The organism is Paracoccus litorisediminis, assembly GCF_009711205.1.
Lineage (GTDB): Bacteria > Pseudomonadota > Alphaproteobacteria > Rhodobacterales > Rhodobacteraceae > Paracoccus > Paracoccus litorisediminis.
The window spans coordinates 16,153-31,792 of the sequence record NZ_WMIG01000011.1; the positions used below are offsets into that span (position 1 = coordinate 16,153).

At 60.4% G+C, this 15,640-nt stretch carries 16 protein-coding genes and 1 pseudogene; 13 read left to right on the forward strand and 4 right to left on the reverse strand.

Features of this window, described 5'->3' with window-relative positions; all coding sequences use genetic code 11:
- Nucleotides 1-74: 74 nt before the first annotated feature.
- Nucleotides 75-566, reverse strand: a complete 492-nt coding sequence (locus GL300_RS16745; protein ID WP_155040812.1) for a hypothetical protein — start codon at nt 564-566, stop codon at nt 75-77.
- A 147-nt stretch (nt 567-713) separates the two neighbouring features.
- Between GL300_RS16745 and GL300_RS16750 the strand changes: the two genes are divergently transcribed.
- Nucleotides 714-1,166: a LysR substrate-binding domain-containing protein gene (locus tag GL300_RS16750; protein WP_343043098.1), complete on the forward strand. Its 453-nt coding sequence runs from the start codon at nt 714-716 to the stop codon at nt 1,164-1,166.
- 310 nt (nt 1,167-1,476) lie between these two features.
- Here GL300_RS16750 and GL300_RS16755 read toward each other — a convergent pair whose 3' ends face one another.
- Complete coding sequence (locus tag GL300_RS16755; RefSeq protein ID WP_155040814.1) at nt 1,477-2,391, reverse strand: LysR family transcriptional regulator; 915 nt, start codon at nt 2,389-2,391, stop codon at nt 1,477-1,479.
- Nucleotides 2,392-2,496: 105 nt separating this feature from the next.
- Between GL300_RS16755 and GL300_RS16760 the strand changes: the two genes are divergently transcribed.
- The 4 genes from GL300_RS16760 (at nt 2,497) to GL300_RS16775 (ending at nt 5,236) form a co-directional block, all read left to right on the forward strand.
- Nucleotides 2,497-3,087, forward strand: coding sequence for an isochorismatase family protein (locus GL300_RS16760; protein WP_155040815.1), 591 nt, complete (start codon nt 2,497-2,499; stop codon nt 3,085-3,087).
- Nucleotides 3,088-3,155: 68 nt separating this feature from the next.
- A complete protein-coding gene (locus GL300_RS16765; protein WP_155040816.1) occupies nt 3,156-4,235 on the forward strand; it encodes an alkene reductase in 1,080 nt (359 codons plus the stop codon).
- Nucleotides 4,232-4,975 (forward strand): pirin family protein, encoded by a 744-nt coding sequence (locus tag GL300_RS16770; protein ID WP_155040817.1) that lies wholly within the window; start codon nt 4,232-4,234, stop codon nt 4,973-4,975. The genes GL300_RS16765 and GL300_RS16770 overlap by 4 nt, the downstream gene beginning before the upstream one ends.
- Nucleotides 4,976-5,035: 60 nt before the next feature.
- On the forward strand, nt 5,036-5,236 hold the full coding sequence (locus tag GL300_RS16775) for an SDR family NAD(P)-dependent oxidoreductase (RefSeq protein ID WP_211595158.1): 201 nt from the start codon (nt 5,036-5,038) through the stop codon (nt 5,234-5,236).
- Between the two features lie 308 nt (nt 5,237-5,544).
- Here GL300_RS16775 and GL300_RS16780 read toward each other — a convergent pair.
- A pseudogene (locus GL300_RS16780) lies at nt 5,545-5,946 on the reverse strand (transposase); the annotation flags it as partial.
- Nucleotides 5,947-6,210: 264 nt separating this feature from the next.
- On the reverse strand, nt 6,211-7,119 hold the full coding sequence (locus GL300_RS16785; protein WP_155040818.1) for a LysR family transcriptional regulator: 909 nt from the start codon (nt 7,117-7,119) through the stop codon (nt 6,211-6,213).
- 115 nt (nt 7,120-7,234) lie between these two features.
- Between GL300_RS16785 and GL300_RS16790 the strand changes: the two genes are divergently transcribed.
- The 8 genes from GL300_RS16790 (at nt 7,235) to GL300_RS16825 (ending at nt 15,594) form a co-directional block, all read left to right on the forward strand.
- A complete protein-coding gene (locus GL300_RS16790; protein WP_155040819.1) occupies nt 7,235-7,870 on the forward strand; it encodes an RraA family protein in 636 nt (211 codons plus the stop codon).
- Nucleotides 7,871-7,924: 54 nt separating this feature from the next.
- Nucleotides 7,925-9,403, forward strand: coding sequence for an ABC transporter substrate-binding protein (locus GL300_RS16795; RefSeq protein WP_155040915.1), 1,479 nt, complete (start codon nt 7,925-7,927; stop codon nt 9,401-9,403).
- Nucleotides 9,404-9,419: 16 nt separating this feature from the next.
- Nucleotides 9,420-10,373, forward strand: coding sequence for an ABC transporter permease (locus GL300_RS16800; RefSeq protein WP_246195222.1), 954 nt, complete (start codon nt 9,420-9,422; stop codon nt 10,371-10,373).
- A 40-nt stretch (nt 10,374-10,413) separates the two neighbouring features.
- Nucleotides 10,414-11,268, forward strand: a complete 855-nt coding sequence (locus tag GL300_RS16805; protein WP_246195223.1) for an ABC transporter permease — start codon at nt 10,414-10,416, stop codon at nt 11,266-11,268.
- Between the two features lie 3 nt (nt 11,269-11,271).
- The gene (locus tag GL300_RS16810) at nt 11,272-12,888 is read left to right on the forward strand and encodes an ABC transporter ATP-binding protein (protein ID WP_155040822.1); all 1,617 of its coding nucleotides are present in this window, start codon (nt 11,272-11,274) and stop codon (nt 12,886-12,888) included.
- A 1-nt stretch (nt 12,889) separates the two neighbouring features.
- Nucleotides 12,890-14,038: an MFS transporter gene (locus GL300_RS16815; protein WP_155040823.1), complete on the forward strand. Its 1,149-nt coding sequence runs from the start codon at nt 12,890-12,892 to the stop codon at nt 14,036-14,038.
- 600 nt (nt 14,039-14,638) lie between these two features.
- Complete coding sequence (locus GL300_RS16820; RefSeq protein ID WP_155040824.1) at nt 14,639-14,995, forward strand: TA system antitoxin ParD family protein; 357 nt, start codon at nt 14,639-14,641, stop codon at nt 14,993-14,995.
- Complete coding sequence (locus GL300_RS16825) at nt 14,992-15,594, forward strand: ATPase (RefSeq protein ID WP_155040825.1); 603 nt, start codon at nt 14,992-14,994, stop codon at nt 15,592-15,594. The genes GL300_RS16820 and GL300_RS16825 overlap by 4 nt, the downstream gene beginning before the upstream one ends.
- Nucleotides 15,595-15,640: the final 46 nt, after the last annotated feature.

Sequence of the window (15,640 nt, forward strand, 5' to 3'; positions counted from 1 at the left end):
CGCCATGTCCAGCGCTATGGCTTTGCCGCGATCTTCGCGATCTGGCGAGCAGAGCAGGTAGCGAAAACGCGATCTCAGCCGAACTCTTCGCAATGTCGCAAGGCATTCCAAGGGGCGAAATGCTCAGCTTCCTGGATCGCGAGATGGCGACATCGCGGCGCGCGGCTGCGCCCCGCGCTGAAGGAGAGCGTCGCGTCCTGACCTCCGTGGATGTTGTAGCCTTTCATCGCGACTTCCTCAGTTACCGCAATCTCGCCCTTACTGCTGGCCTCAGTTAGGAACAGCTCGATGCTTTCCTTGATGAAAACGCCATTACGCCCGTGGCCGGCTGCAGGCGGATTTACCGTCGCAGCGACGTACCAGTCCTGATCTCCGCAAGGTAAGCCGCCTCGTAGGACGATCAGAGGTTGACAGGCCTTGCGCACGCTTCTGCTTTCCTTTGCGCACTCATTTGCTTTCTTTGGCTTTTTGGAGCCGAAGAAAGCAAAAGAGTGCGCAAGACCTCCGGAGCACCCGATTCGCGATCTGTGAAAACTGTTTCCAATCAGCCTGTTGGCACGTTCCATCGAGGCTCGGAAAAGGCAAAGCTTACTTGGAAAAGCAATAACGTGCGCAGGCGGAACGCGCTGTCTATATGGGGGAATTTCGTCTGCTGAACAGCGGGCGGATCGTATCGGAAGTTCAGGAATCAGACCCGGTGGGCAGAATGATGAATTTTCCGTGGCACCTCCCCGGCATACGTCGCGGTGAAGATCGGGCCGGACTGGCGGATGGCCGCCGTCGCCTCGCCAAGCTATCTGGCTGCACGAGGAACGCCACTCCACCCGAAGGATCTGATCGCTCACAATTGCATCAACATCCGTCAGGTTGCAGCAGGCGGCTTTTATGCCTGGGAATTCGAGAAGGGCGGAAACGAACTCCGCGTCCGGGTCGATGGTCAACTGACCTTCAACGGCTCCTACGAGATGGTCAACGCAGCGCTTCTGGGCTACGGCGTCGCCTATGTCCCCGAAGACATCGTGAAAGCCCACGTCGCTTCAGGTGAGCTTGTCGAGGTGCTGGCTGATTGGTCCCAGCCATTTCCCGGCTACTTCATATACTATCCAAGTCGGCGACAGAACCTTCCCGCCTTCCGTGTCGTCGTGGAAGCCCTGAGGCACCGCTGACGCCCTTCCATATCTCGGCTTCCGGCCTTTGATTTTAACCGAGTTATGAACTTTCGGGTTGTCGCAGTTATTGTGACCAATGGCGTGTAGGCACGGGTGTCGCCGAGACCGCCAAACTTTCGCGCCCTGCCAGAGGTGATGCGGGCTCGATCAAAGACATGGGCCCAGATGGGGTCATTCATGCGGCCGGTTGGTTCGACGTCTCGGATCAGCCCGTTCAAGTGACGATGGTGATGACGGCCGATGAGGGCGCGCTGCTACTTGAGCATCTTGCCGCAGCGCACCGCCGAAGCTCTGGACCAAGCTGGCCCTAAGCCAAAAGGCGCGCGGCTGCGCCCGCCTCGAACGCCTGAACGAATTCGGTGACGATCGCCTTCACCAGCCGCTCGGTGATCCTGTCCTTCTGCCAAAGCGCCGTCATTTCCACCGGCGTCGGTTCCCACCCCGGCAGGATCCGCGCCAGCGCGCCGCTCCGTTGGTGCTCCTCAACCATGAAGACCGGCAGGATTGCAATCCCAAGCCCCGCGAGGGCCGCTTCGACGAGTATAGACTGACGGTTCGCTGCAAAATCCACCTTGGGCGAGACCGTTGCGAACTGACCGTCCGCTCCCTGCAGTTTCCATTCCACCAGATCGCGACGGATCGCGAGCGCGGGCACTTTCGACAGGTCGCCCGGCGCCCGCAGATCGGGATGCGCCAATAAGAAGGTCGGGCTGGCGACCAGGACCCTCGGCAGGGTGGTGATGCGTTTGAACATCAGACCGGAATCCGCGATCGGCCCCATCCGGACTACCAGATCTATCCCTTCTTCGATCAGCGAGACATTGCGATCCGCCAGCGTCATCTCGATGCTGACCTCGGGATGGCGCTGCTTGAAGGCGATCATGGCCGGCGCGAGAACCGCGACGGCGATGTCGGGGGGAAGCGATAGCCGGACGTTGCCGGAGAAAGCCTTTCGGTCATCTTGAACCTCGGCGACGGCCTCCTCTGCGAGTAGGAACGCACCGCGGCTTCGGTCGAACAGCTGCTTGCCCTGCTCGGTCAGGCTGACCCCCTTACGGGAGCGGCGGACCAGGCGGACGTTTAGCGCATCCTCAAGCGCCCCCAAACGGCGCGAGAGCGTTGCCTTGGGCACTCCGATGGCCCGCTCTGCGGCCGCGAGGCCACCTGCCTCGATGATGCGGATGAACAGCGCAAGGCCGTCGTAATCGTTGAACGCTCTCATGTTCCATTTATGGAACGAGATGAGCGCAGAATTCAAGTCTGATCGGGGCTTCGTTTCAGCTCTAAATTCGTCAGCAGTTGAGCCGCCAACATATGGAGATACAGAATGCCTGCTGCTTTCACCGCCCAAGACACCGCGCTTCTGCTGATCGACCACCAAGTCGGCACGATGAAGCTGATCAAGAACATTGACGTCGAACAAGCCAAGCGCATGTCGCTGGCACTGGCCAAGGCCGCGAAGATCCTCAGGCTCCCTACGATCCTCACCTCCAGCCAGGAAGACCGGCTGCAGGGGCCGCTGCTGCCTGAACTCGAGGAAATTCTGCCGGAAGCATTCGCGGCCCGGGTGAAGCGTCAGGGCGTCGTCAACGCCTGGACCGATCCGAACTTCAAAGCCGCGGTCGAAGCCACGGGTCGCAAGAACCTGATTATGGCCGGCGTCACCACCGATGTCTGCCTCGTCTTCCCTGCAATCGATGCGGTGGACGAAGGCTACCGCGTGCAGGCGGTAATGGATGCCTCAGGTTCGCCCTTCGAGCTTTCCGAGGATATGTCGCGTCGCCGGATGCAGGACGCGGGTGTCATCCTGACCGCAACGAACACGATGATTGCCGAGCTGGCACAGGACTGGTCGACGCCTGAGGGCCAGCAGCTGATCCAGCTGCTCTTCAGCGAAGTCCTTCCGCCGATCGCCTGATCTCTCCGAATTACCAGCCCTCGCCGGACGGCGGAGGCCATGTCCTCGAATATTACGGAGCTTTGCCCATGACCACTGATATCTGGACCCCCGCGATCCTTGGCGGCATCACCTTGAAGAACCGCTTCGCCATGGCGCCGATGACCCGTAGCCGGGCCCTGCAGGACGGAACGCCCGGTCCCCTGGCCGCGGAATACTACGGCCAGCGTGCGGATCTGGGTCTGATCATCGCGGAGGGCGCCCAGCCTTCCGAGGATGGCCAAGGCTACATGGCGACACCAGGCATCTATACCGATGCACATGTGGCTGGCTGGCGTCCGGTGGCAGAAGCGGTCCATGCTAAGGGCGCGCGGCTCTTCATCCAGTTGATGCATGTCGGCCGGACTTCGCATCCCGACAACACGCCACACCACCGCCTTGGCTTCGCGCCTTCGGCCATCGCGCCGGAGGACCAGATCTTTACCCCAACCGGACCGCAGCCGATCCCGGTGCCGCGGGAAATGACGCAGGGCGACATCTGCGTCGCCGTGGCCGAGTTCCGCCAGGCCGCGCGCCGCGCGATTGAGGCCGGGGCGGATGGCGTCGAAATCCACGGTGCCAACGGCTATCTGATCCAGCAATTCTTCGCGCCGAACGCCAACCAGCGCACCGATGCTTACGGCGGCAGTATCGAAAACCGCGCCCGTTTCGCCATTGCGGTCGCCCGGGCTGTAGCTGACGAGATCGGTGCAGATCGCACCGGCATCCGCCTGTCACCGGGCGCGACTCTCGGTGGACTGGAAGAGGGCGCCGAAGGTCCGGACCTCTATCGTCATCTGGTCACCGAGTTGAACGGATTCGGGTTGGCCTATTTGCACCTCATGCATCTGGGCAACGAAGCCCTGCTCGCCGACATCCGCAGCATCTGGAACCAAGTCCTGATCCTGAACCGTCCCGGCCGCGCTCTGGCGGATGTCGGCAAGGATGTAGCTTCCGGAATCGCGGATATCGAAGCCTACGGACAGTTCGTCCTGGCCAATCCCGACTTCCTGGACAGGCTGAAATCCGGTGCCAAAATAAACCAGAGCGACCGCGCCAGCTTCTTCGGCGGCGGTGCAGAGGGCTATGTCGACTACCCGGTTCTCGCCGAGCAGGGGGCCGCGCAATGAAACCTGTCAAACTTGGCCTCGAAGCGAAGCGGAGCCATCGCAATGGCGGCTTCGGGATCGATATCCTCCACCCGGGCCTGAGACTCGACGGAAACGACAGCGGGATTGGCGCAATAGGTCGGATCGACCACGCCAACATTGGCGCCGGCACGGTGGTGCGCATGCACCCCCATCGCGACGACGAGATCCTGTCCTACATGCGGTCCGGCACTATGATCCACCGTGACACGGTGGGGAACGAAGAGGCCCTCACCAATCGTCGGATGATGATGATGAACGCAGGTCACACCTTCCAGCACGAAGAGCGCATGGCTTCGGAAGTCGCGATGCTGCAGATCTTCCTGCGCCCGCGCGCCCCCGATCTTGAACCGACGGTGCAGTTCCATGACTTCGAGGAGGTGACCAGCGACAACGACTGGCGGATGATCGCCGGGCCGATGGGCACGGCGCCGCTGGAAGTGCGCGCCAATGTCTGGGTTCAAGACACCCATCTGGGTCGAAACGAGCAGCGCGACATCCCGCCCGTGCCCGTCAAGGGGGCCACGCGACTGCTTTACGTCTTCAGTGGCATGGTCTCGGTCGCAGGCACCTCCCTGAGGGAGGGGGAGTCAATCGTTCTCGACGATGGCGCGTATGGCGTCGCGACGCGGGAGGGCAGTAATCTCGTGCTCCTCAGCACCGACACCAGTGCTCCCGTCTACAAACAGGGCATGTTCAGCGGCAACATGATCGGCCGTTGACGCATACCCCGGAGCGGTTTCGACGCTCCGGCTTTTTCTGTCAGACCAAGGGAGACTTTCATGTCCAAAGGAACTGCTGTCATCACCGGGGCCGCGAACGGCCTTGGCCAAGCCTACGCCGTGCGCCTGGCCGCGGATGGTTTCGACATCGCTGTCGCCGATGTCGCTGATGCCGGAGCGACCCGCGCGCTGGTCGAGGCGGCAGGGCGCAAGTTCCACGCCGCTGTAGTCTGTCGAGTTGCTCGGCGAGTGCGTAACTGAACGTTGCCGGATTGAAGCGGCGCTCGTCGACACCGGAGAAGCCGTTGGCATAAGGCAGGCCTAGCTGATCTATTGCCGTTTCGTTGAACAGGTCATAGTTGGTGGTGAAAATCCACGGGCGCGGCAAGGAACGGTCCCGCAGGACCAACTTTCTATAGAATGTTTCGTAGAGCGTTCCGACGGTGTTATCGCCATTGGCGAATGCGCCATTCGTGCATTTGTCCCACACGAAAGCCTGGACCTTCTGGATGATCGAATTGACCGTCTTAAGAATGTCCTTCGCCTTCGCAAGCGTGCTTCGAGAGTCACTTGTAAACGGTGCTCGTCGAGATACCGCTCAGCCCCATGGCCTGAACCTGGTCGTCGACGCGGCGGGTCGAGACGCCGCTGATCCAGGCTTCCTGAATGAAGGCCACCAGCGCCTGCTCCGAGGTCTTGCAGGCTTCGAGGAAGCCGGGGAAGTAGCTGCCCTGCCGCAGCTTCGGCACCTGCAGGTTCAATGTGCCCAGACGGGTATCAAGGGTGCGCTCTCGATACCCGTTGCGCCAGGTCGTGCGTTCACCGCTGCGCTCGTGTCGTTTGGCGCCGATCAGTCCGTCGACATCGGCCTCCATGAGCAGCTGCAGAACAGCCTCGGCGATGCTGCGCAGAAAATCTCCCTGATCATGCTTTGCCAGAAGCTCGGACAGGTCCATAGTGGGTCTGGTCATCGGGGTCTCCGTATGGGCGGTGGTTGAAGCGTCGAAACTCCACCTCGATCATACACCTCGATGGCCACCCCGGATAACACCGGCAGCGCCGATGAAATTACACCTCGTCCGAGGACGCTACCGTGATCTTCCAGCCGTTCGCTGCGCCACAGCATAATTATTGATTTGGCAACAACGCCCGGGCAAAGAAAATTGCATTGGAACCGTCTTTTTTCAGTAGGTCGCACCGAATTGCGGCAAATAAGACGGGCTATGTGACGCGTGTCAGGCCCCCGCACGTCCCGCATGCTCGCTGAATCCACGGATGTCCCTGCAGATCTGGGCCACGCCAGCGAAGAACTCCCGGTAGTAGTCGTTGCGGAATGTCACATAGTAGTTCAGTTCCGGCAGGTAGATGGGGGTGTCCACGACACGCAGGCGATCATCCTGCAAATATCGAACGAAAAACGATTTGGGCAGAATCGTGATACCCATCCCGCTTGCGGCCAGCTCGGCCAGCGCGCCCATGTTGTTGCAATTGATCTTTTTTTTGAAGGTCAGGCTTTCGTTGTCGATGATCGGGTAGAGTATCGGGCGCAGCACAGATCCTGACGATTGGGCAAGCAGCGTCATCGACAATAATTCGTCACGGGTGAGCGAGCTGCGGTCCCCCACCAGCTGTGGGCTACACATCCATACCAGTTCGATCGCGTCCAGCGGCGCGTTGATGAATTGCGGCTGCAACGTGCCCCGCGGACAGATCACGAAGTCGATCTTGCGGTCCAGAAGCCGGTCGATCAGCACATTTGACAGGTCGATCTCGGGTTCGATCTCGACGCCCGGATAGGCGGATTCGATGCGCTTTACCAGTTCTGGCAGCCAGGACATCGCGACAAGATCGGTCACCCCAAGCCTGATCTTCAGCGGCACGGCATCGGTGCCGCGCGCCGCTGATACGAGGCGGTCGTTCAGGCGCAGCATTTGTTCGGCAATTTGAAGGATAGCCTCGCCGCGCACTGTCAGGACAGAGTGCCGCCCGGAGCGGTCAAAGATCGGCTCGGGGAACTGCCGCTCCAGTTCCGCCAGTCGCTTTGAGATCGTCGATTGCGCGACGTGCAAGTAGCTGGCCGCAGCGTCAAAACTGCCCAACGCGGATGACCAGTAGAGAGCCTCCAACTGGCGGATCGTGAACATCTCTCGTCTCTCGTGAATAAAATGCACCTGTTAACGTCACTTAATATCGCTTTTTTAAAAAGTGAAAGCTGAATAGTGAAAGGAAGGGAAACGCACAGGCGATGAGGTAGGACACATGACAATCAGAGAATATCCGGCACTGCCACAGGTCGCCGCCGATTTGCTGCGTGACTATGAAGGCACGGCCAGTTCCATCATTAGTGACTGCATGGATCGTTTGCCGGGGGCGGTAGGGCTACTACCCTACCATATGTCGCAAACGATCATCGGAACCGCGTTTACGGTCCGCACACGTGCGGGCGACAACCACGCAATCCACGCCGCGCTGAAGTTGGTGCGCCCCGGGGACGTGATGGTGGTCGATGGCGGGGGCGACATCTCGCAAGCGCTGATTGGAGAGATCATCGTTCAGAAGGCGATGTTGGCTGGCCTTGCGGGATTTGTCATTGACGGCGCGATTCGCGACGTCGATGCAATCCGCGAACTTGGCTTTCCGGTCTATGCCCGCGCAGTCACCCATCGTGGTCCCTATAAGAACGGCCCCGGCGTGCTGAACCAGCCGGTTGCGGTCGGTGGCACAGTCGTTATGCCGGGCGATCTGGTCGTGGGAGATGCCGATGGTATCGTCACCCTATCACCCGCAACGGCAGCCGAGATCCTGCCAGCCGTCCGTGCGAAAGAGGAGCACGAGCGTCTGAAGATCGCCGAAATCCGCAACTCGATCAATGCGATGACCCGCCGCGCGGGATAAGACAATCACTTCGCTAAAGGGAGGAGCCTTATGCGACATTTTGGATTTCTGGCCATGCTGGCCTTTGCATCGCCTGCTCTTGCAGGAGCCGAAACTGAAGTGAAGATCGTCCTGCCCGCAGGGCCGGACCGTCTTGACCCCTGCGAGACGCCGCGTTCCGTGATCGGACGGATCATCAAGCAGAACGTCGTCGAAACGCTTGTGGAACTAAACTATTCCGACGCCACGCTGATGCCGCGTCTAGCGGAAAGCTGGAAGCAGGATAGCCCGACTGAGTGGACGTTCAAGCTGCGCCCTGGCGTCAAGTTCCACGATGGGGCGCCCTTCGATGCGGCGGCGGTGATCTACTCCATGGAACGCACCATCGATCCTGCGCTGACCTGCATCACGCGCACCAAGTTCTTTGACGGCGTGGATATCAAAGCGACGGCGGTCGATCCGCTGACGGTAACATTCACGACTGCCGAGCCCAGCCCCATCCTGCCCACCTTATTGGCGCAAATGGCCATCTCGTCCCCGAACACCCCTAAGGGCGTCTATACCAACGAACCCATCGGCACAGGCCCCTACCATTTCGTCCAATGGGTGCAGGGGCAGGATGTGGTGATCGAACGCAACGATGATTATTGGGGTGAGCAACCGGCTATCACCAAGGCCACCTATGTCTGGCGCTCTGAATCGTCGGTGGTTGCGGCGATGGTCGCCACGAACGAAGCCGACCTGGCATTCTCGATCGCTCCTCAGGATGCGACCGACCCGGCAATGGACAAAGTCTATCCGAACTCCGACAGCGCAATGTTCCGTCTAAGTGTCGACGTTCCGCCGCTGAACGATATTCGAGTGCGAAAGGCGATCAACCTAGCGATCGACCGTCGCGCGTTCCTTGGCTCGATCCTGTCTGATCAGGCGACCGAGGCGACACAGCAGGTCGGTCCCAATGTCTTCGGCTGGAACGACAGCCTGACGCCGTGGAAATATGACCCCGACGAGGCGATGCGCCTGCTGGCAGAAGCCAAAGCAGACGGTGTTCCGGTAGACACAGAAATGCGCCTGATCGGCCGCCCTGCGATGTTCGCCAACAGCAACGAGTTCGTGCAGGCCGTGGGCGAGATGCTGCGCGCCGTTGGCCTGAACGTGAACATGGAAACTCTGGAGATGTCGCAATGGCTGGAGGTGGCGAACAAGCCATTTGATCCGGCGCGCAAGCCCAACATCTTCCTGACCATGCACGACAACAACGGCGGCGATGCGGCCTTCACGGTCTATTTCAAGTATCATTCAAATGGACGTCAAAGTGAGCTCCACAATCCCGAACTGGACGCGCTGATCGAGAACGCGGCCACCCTGTCGGGCGACGAGCGTAAGAAGGCATATAATGAGGTCTTCCGAATGATCTACGAGGATACCGTGTCGGACGTGCCGCTGTTCCACATGGTCAACTACATGCGGATCGGCCCGAGGATCGACTTCACCCCGACGATCGCCAATGCGGTCGAGCTTCAACTCGCCAAGCTTCAGCTGAAATCGAGCTGATGGCCCGTCGGGGCGCATGTCGCCCCGACCGCTCCCACATCCGGAGGGCCCAATGGGCAGTTTCATCTTCAAACGCTCGTTCCAGAGCATTCTTTCGCTGATCTTCCTGGTCATCGTCGTCTTCTTTCTGGCGCGCATGACCGGATCGCCCGCTATGCTGTATCTGCCGCCCGAGGCGACGCAGGAGCAGCTGGACGCCTATAATGCGCTGCATGGGTTTGACGATCCGTTGATGGTGCAATTCGGCAGCTTCATCGCCGGGGTGTTCCAGGGGAATTTCGGCCAGTCGCTCCAATACTCTCGCCCCGCGCTCGACATGGTGCTGGAGGCATTCCCTACCACTCTCGCCCTTGCCGCCGTGACGATGCCGCTGGTGTTGCTGATCTCCATTGTGACGGGAGCGCTGGCCGCCTACCGCCCCGGCGGGGCGTTTGACCGGCTGGCGAGCCTGATTTCCCTGATTGGGGCAAGCATGCCGAATTTCTGGGTGGCGATCGTGGGGGTGCTGGTGTTTGCGGTGACGCTGAACATGCTGCCAACATCGGGCACGGGGACATGGCAGCACTGGGTGTTGCCGGTTGCAGTTCTGGTGCTTCGGCCTGCGGGCGTGCTGGTCCAGGTGATGCGCACGTCGATGATGACGGCGCTGTCCTCAGTCTATGTCAAGGCCGCGAAGGCCAAGGGCGTAAAAGCCCGCACGATTATCTTTGTCCATGCGCTCCGCAACTCGCTGCTGCCGGTCATCACGGTGGCGAGCGACCAAGCGGCGGGCATCGTCAACGGCGCCGTGATCGTCGAGAGCGTCTTCGGCTTTCCCGGTATCGGCAAGCTGATGATCGATTCCGTTCTGATGCGCGATTTCGCAGTCATCCAAGCTGCCATCCTAGTGACCGCGCTTGCCGTCTTCCTCATCAACATCATCGTGGATATTTCATATGCCTTCGTCGATCCCCGCATCCGTCACAGCTGAGCTGCAAGACGCACACGGGCGTCGTAAGGGCCCGGTCATCTTGCGATCGCTTTTGCGCGACCGCTATGCCACCGCCTCGATCATCTTCCTGCTGATCGTGCTGGCTTTTGCCATCCTGGGACCGTCGCTTCTGGCGGAGCAGGCAAGGGCACTGAACCTCAAGGGGCGGAATGCCCCGCCTTTCTCCCTGGACGCGGGGTGGATGTTCATCCTGGGTGGCGATGCGCTTGGCCGCAGCCTGTTGGCGCGGATCATCGTGGCCAGCCAGAACACCATCTTGATCTCGGCCACAGCAGTGCTGCTTTCGGTTCTAGTGGGCGGATTACTTGGCTTGGTCGCTGGGTATCGCGGCGGTTGGCTGGGCGACGTGCTTTTGCGGCTGGCAGACGCCATCATGACGTTCCCATCGATGCTGCTCGCAATGATCGTGCTGTTCGTGTTCGAGCCCGGCGTGTCCAACGTGATCTTTGTGCTCGCCGTCTCTCGCATCCCGATCTTCATGCGCACCGTCCGGGCCGAGGTGTTGGAGCTAAAACAGCGTATGTTCGTTGTCGCCGCCCGTGCGACGGGGGCAAGCACCAGCCGTGTTCTTTTCTTCCACATCGCACCGATGGTGCTGCCAACGATCATCAACCTCGCAGCGCTGGAGATGGCCTTCGTCATGCTCGTGGAATCCGGACTGAGCTTCCTTGGCATCGGCATTCAACCACCTGAGGTGACATGGGGCCTGATGGTGGCCGACGGCCGCAACTATCTGGGGTCCGCCTGGTGGCTAGCGTTCTGGCCGGGCCTGGCGATCATGTTGACCGCGATGTCCCTGAATCTTCTGACCAACTGGCTGCGCGTAGTTACGGATCCCGTCGAACGCTGGCGCCTTGAAACCGAAGCGAGGTAACCGATGCAACCTCTACTTTCCGTCCGCAACCTATCGATCCAGTTCCCGTCCCGCGCGGGTCTCGTCCGCGCGGTCGAGGATGTCAGCTGGGACGTAAACGCCGGCGAAACGCTTGCCATTCTTGGCGAAAGCGGTTCTGGCAAATCGGTCAGTGCATCGGCAGTGATGAACTTGATCGAAACGCCACCCGCCGTGATCCCCCAAGGCCAGATCCTGTTCGAGGGGCAGGATCTATTGCAAGCCGACGCCGAGATGCGCCGCCGCATCAACGGCAAGAGCATCTCGATGATCTTCCAGGATCCGTTGGCCGCGTTGAACCCCGTTTATCCCATCGGCTGGCAGATTGCCGAGACGATGCGCGTGCATGGCGTGGCGCACGATGTGGCGCAGGCCCGGGTGATCGAACTGCTGGCCCGGGTAGGCATCGCCGAGCCAGAACGCCGCATGAAGGACTATCCGCACCAGTTCAGTGGAGGACAGAGGCAGCGGATCATGATCGCCTCGGCGATCGCTCTGAAACCCAAGCTGCTGATCGCGGATGAGCCTACCTCGGCGCTGGATGTGACGGTGCAAGCGCGCGTGCTGGATTTGCTCAAGGAGATACAAGTCGAGAATGGCATGGGCATGGTTCTGATCACGCACGACCTGAGCGTGGTGGAGCGCGTTGCCGACCGGGTGGTGGTGATGCAGGCGGGCCGGGTCGTGGAAAGCGGAACCTCGGCGCAGGTGATGCAGCATCCGCAGCACGATTACTCGCGCCGTCTGCTCGCCGCGATTCCCGGCCGCGCGGGGTTTTCCGACATGGGCGCGGCAAAGGGCGATATCCTTGCCGTGCGCGGGGTCAGCAAAATCTATGCTGGCTTAGCGCGCCAGTTCGCACGGTCGAAGACCAAGCCGGTGCGGGCGGTCGACGATGTCAGCTTCACCATGGCCAAGGGCGAGACGCTTGCCGTTGTAGGTGAATCCGGTTCGGGCAAGTCCACGCTGGCGCGGATGATCCTTGGGCTGGACGATCCAACCTTGGGGACGATCCATTTCGAAGGCAAACCGATGCAGGGCCAATCCGCGGCCGACGCCTACAAAATGCGCCGCCGCGTGCAGTTTGTGTTCCAGGACCCGACCGCTTCGCTGAACCCCCGCATGACCGTGCAGCAGATCATTGCCGAACCTTGGGCAATCCATCCCGACGTGCTTCCGCGCAACCAGTGGCGAAGTCGCGTTGCCGAACTGCTGGAGCAGGTAGGGCTGAAGCCCGACCATGCCAACCGCCATCCACATCAGTTTTCCGGCGGGCAACGCCAACGTATCGCCATCGCGCGGGCCCTGGCGCTGAAGCCGGAACTGATTGTTTGTGACGAGGCGGTGTCGGCACTGGACGTATCCGTGCAGGCGCAGGTGATCGATTTGCTCAAGGATCTGCGTCGCGACTACGGGCTGTCCTATGTCTTTGTCGCGCATGATCTAGCGCTGGTTCGCGATTTTGCCACGTCGGTTCTGGTCATGTATGGCGGCAAGATCGTCGAAAAGGGGCCGGTGCGGCAAATCTATGGTAATCCGCAGCACGACTATACCAAGGCCCTCCTAAGGGCGAGCGGCGTGATCCCGCAGCAGGCGGCATGATGTGAAGGCACGCCGGCAGATACTGATACCGATTGTCCTGCCGATCATGGCGGCTGGGCTTCTTGTGCAATCGACGGTCCCGCTGGCGCGCATCCTGACTACTTATGCAGTGCTCGATCTCGGCTTCGGCTCGCAGGTGGTGGGGCTGCTTTCGGCAGCCTTCGCCATCCTGCCAATCTTCATGACCGTGATACTGGGCCGGGCAAATGACCGTGGCGGAGCCGTGACCTCGGCCATGACCGGGGCGGTCGGCTTGCTGGCGGGATGCCTGATCCTTTGGCTGCTGCCGCCTTCGCTGGCGTCAGTGCTGATCGCGACAATTATCCTCGGGATCAGCCAGACATTGGTTCTGGCCTCCACGCAGTTGATGATCTCGCGTAGTTCCAGCCGGGCGCACCGGGACGCCATGCTGGGCAACTACATGGTAGCCATTTCGCTTGGGCAGGCGGTGGGTCCGCTGTTCGTCGGTTCTGGCGGGGGCTTTGTCGTTCCTGTCTGTGGTGCCGTTTTCTTGCTGGTGGCGGTTGCCAGCCTGCTGCGTGCGCGGCCCAGACGCAGAGAACGCCGAGTGACCCCAGAAATTCCGCTTTCGCAGATTGCAACCACGCGCGGTTTGCCGTGGCTGATCATTCTGGGCAGCATCTGCGTCGCCTCGCAGGATTTGATCCTTGCCTTTTTGCCGGTTCTGGGCGCCGAACGTGGCATCTCTCCGGGCGTCGTCGGCTTATTGCTGAGCATTCGGGCCTTGGCTGCAATGGTTTCACGCGTTCTTTTCAACCGGATGGTTCAAAGATTTGGTAGGATATCGGTCACGATCTTCTCATCCGCGGCCGGAGGGACCGGGCTGCTTGCGCTTGGGCTTTCGCTTCCTGTCTGGGGACTTGCCATGGGTCTCGCGCTGACGGGCTTCGGGGTGGGGATGGCGTTGATCAGCACGGTGGCACTTACGATGGTCATCGCGCCGCCGTCGGCGCGTGGGACGGCACTCTCCCTGCGGCTTACCGCGAACCGTATCGCCCAGTTCACGATTCCGCTGATTTCAGGACTTCTGATCTCCCCTCTAGGGGCCGCAGGTGTTCTGGCAGTAGCCGGAGCGGCATTGACCTGTGCCGCAGTATCGGTCCCGCGCGGGATCACAACGAAGAATTGAGAGTGATTAGATAACTCCAGCACAAAGTGCGGCGCTTATTGACCTGCAGATACATCCCAACATCGACCAGAACATGCGACTGCAGGATGTCTGCCTGGAAAGCTGAGGTTTGAAGGATCAGCGTCACCGGGAAGGAGTTGTGGCGCTGATCTGGCATAGAGCTACGATACCCTTGCTCGCCGGTATGCCCGAAGCCTCGATGAGGCGCGAGAGTGTTCTGGACATCCTCATGGCCGCCCTGCTAGCGGCCGAGGTGAAAGCGGCGTCCTCTATGGGTGCAACTACTTCAGCGGCTGACGAGGCAACCGTCACTGCATTGGTCGAAGAGGAGACGACGCCCCTCCGTCGGCTCCGATTCCTGCGCAGATCGGCTGGTTTTTCGAACAGCTCGAGATCGAAGGCTTTCGCGGCGTCAACAATCATGATGCTCCGCTCGCCCTGAAGTTCAAGCCGGTCGTGGTCAGCTCGATTTCCGCGCCAAATGGAGTCGGCAAGAGCTCGATCTTTGACGCCCCCTAACCTTCGCCCTGCGAAAGTCATGGGACAGAAGCTTGATATTGAGGTGGCATTTTGCTACCTATATACGAGCAGGAGGTCCAGATGGCACAATCCGTGAAACTTGCTGATGAGGTCATGGCGCTGATTCGTCGAGAGGCAGACCTTCAGAGCCGGTCAGTCGCTGGGCAGATCACGCACTGGTTGAAGATCGGTCGCGCAATAGAGCGGTCTGGAAATTACGATCATGCGCGCATCGCCGCGGCATTGGAGGGTAAGCTCGACACAACCGAGCTCCACGCCGAAGAGGAAGCCGCTTGGCTGGAAGCTTTCACCGAAAAAATGTCCGCTCCCTCTGACGAGGAACACTCCTACCACGCCGACAGGAGGCGTCTTGGCCGCGGTGTTGGCCTCGATGCCGGTGGCAACCTGGTCTATGCGAGAGCAAACGTCGCTCCATGAAGCCAAGCCTTGTTCTGCTTGCTGGCCCCAATGGTTCGGGCAAGACCACCCTCTACCAGACCCGCGTCGCAGGGAGCTTCGCGGGTCCTTTTATCAATGCCGATATCATCCAGCGCGACGAGCTCCTGGATTCTTCGATGGCAGCATCCTATGCTGCGGCAAAGGTCGCCGAGAAGCGGCGGCAACAGTATTTTGCCGCTAGGCAGAGCTTCGCGACGGAGACCGTTTTCTCACACCCCTCAAAGCTCGGGATCATCGAGTCCGCGAGGGAGCTCGGCTATATCGTCATCGTCATGCACTTCAGCGTCGAGACGCCAGACCTCAATGTGGCTCGTGTAAAGGCCCGCACTCAAGAGGGCGGCCATGATGTTCCAGAGGACAAGATCCGTGATCGCTATGAGCGCGGCCAGCCTCTTATACGCCAAGCGGTCCTCCGCTCGCACAAAGGGATGGTCTTCGACAACTCGCGCCTGAATACTCCGCCAGAACTGATGCTTGTCTTCGCCAATGGGCGCTTGATCAAGTCCGAGGCGCTTCTGCCGAAATGGGTGCTCCGCACCTACGAGCGAGATCTTTTCCTGGGCCATGATCGCACGTAGGTTTGGTTTGAGATGGTTTAGCGTTTTTGCTTGATCCCGTGAGCTG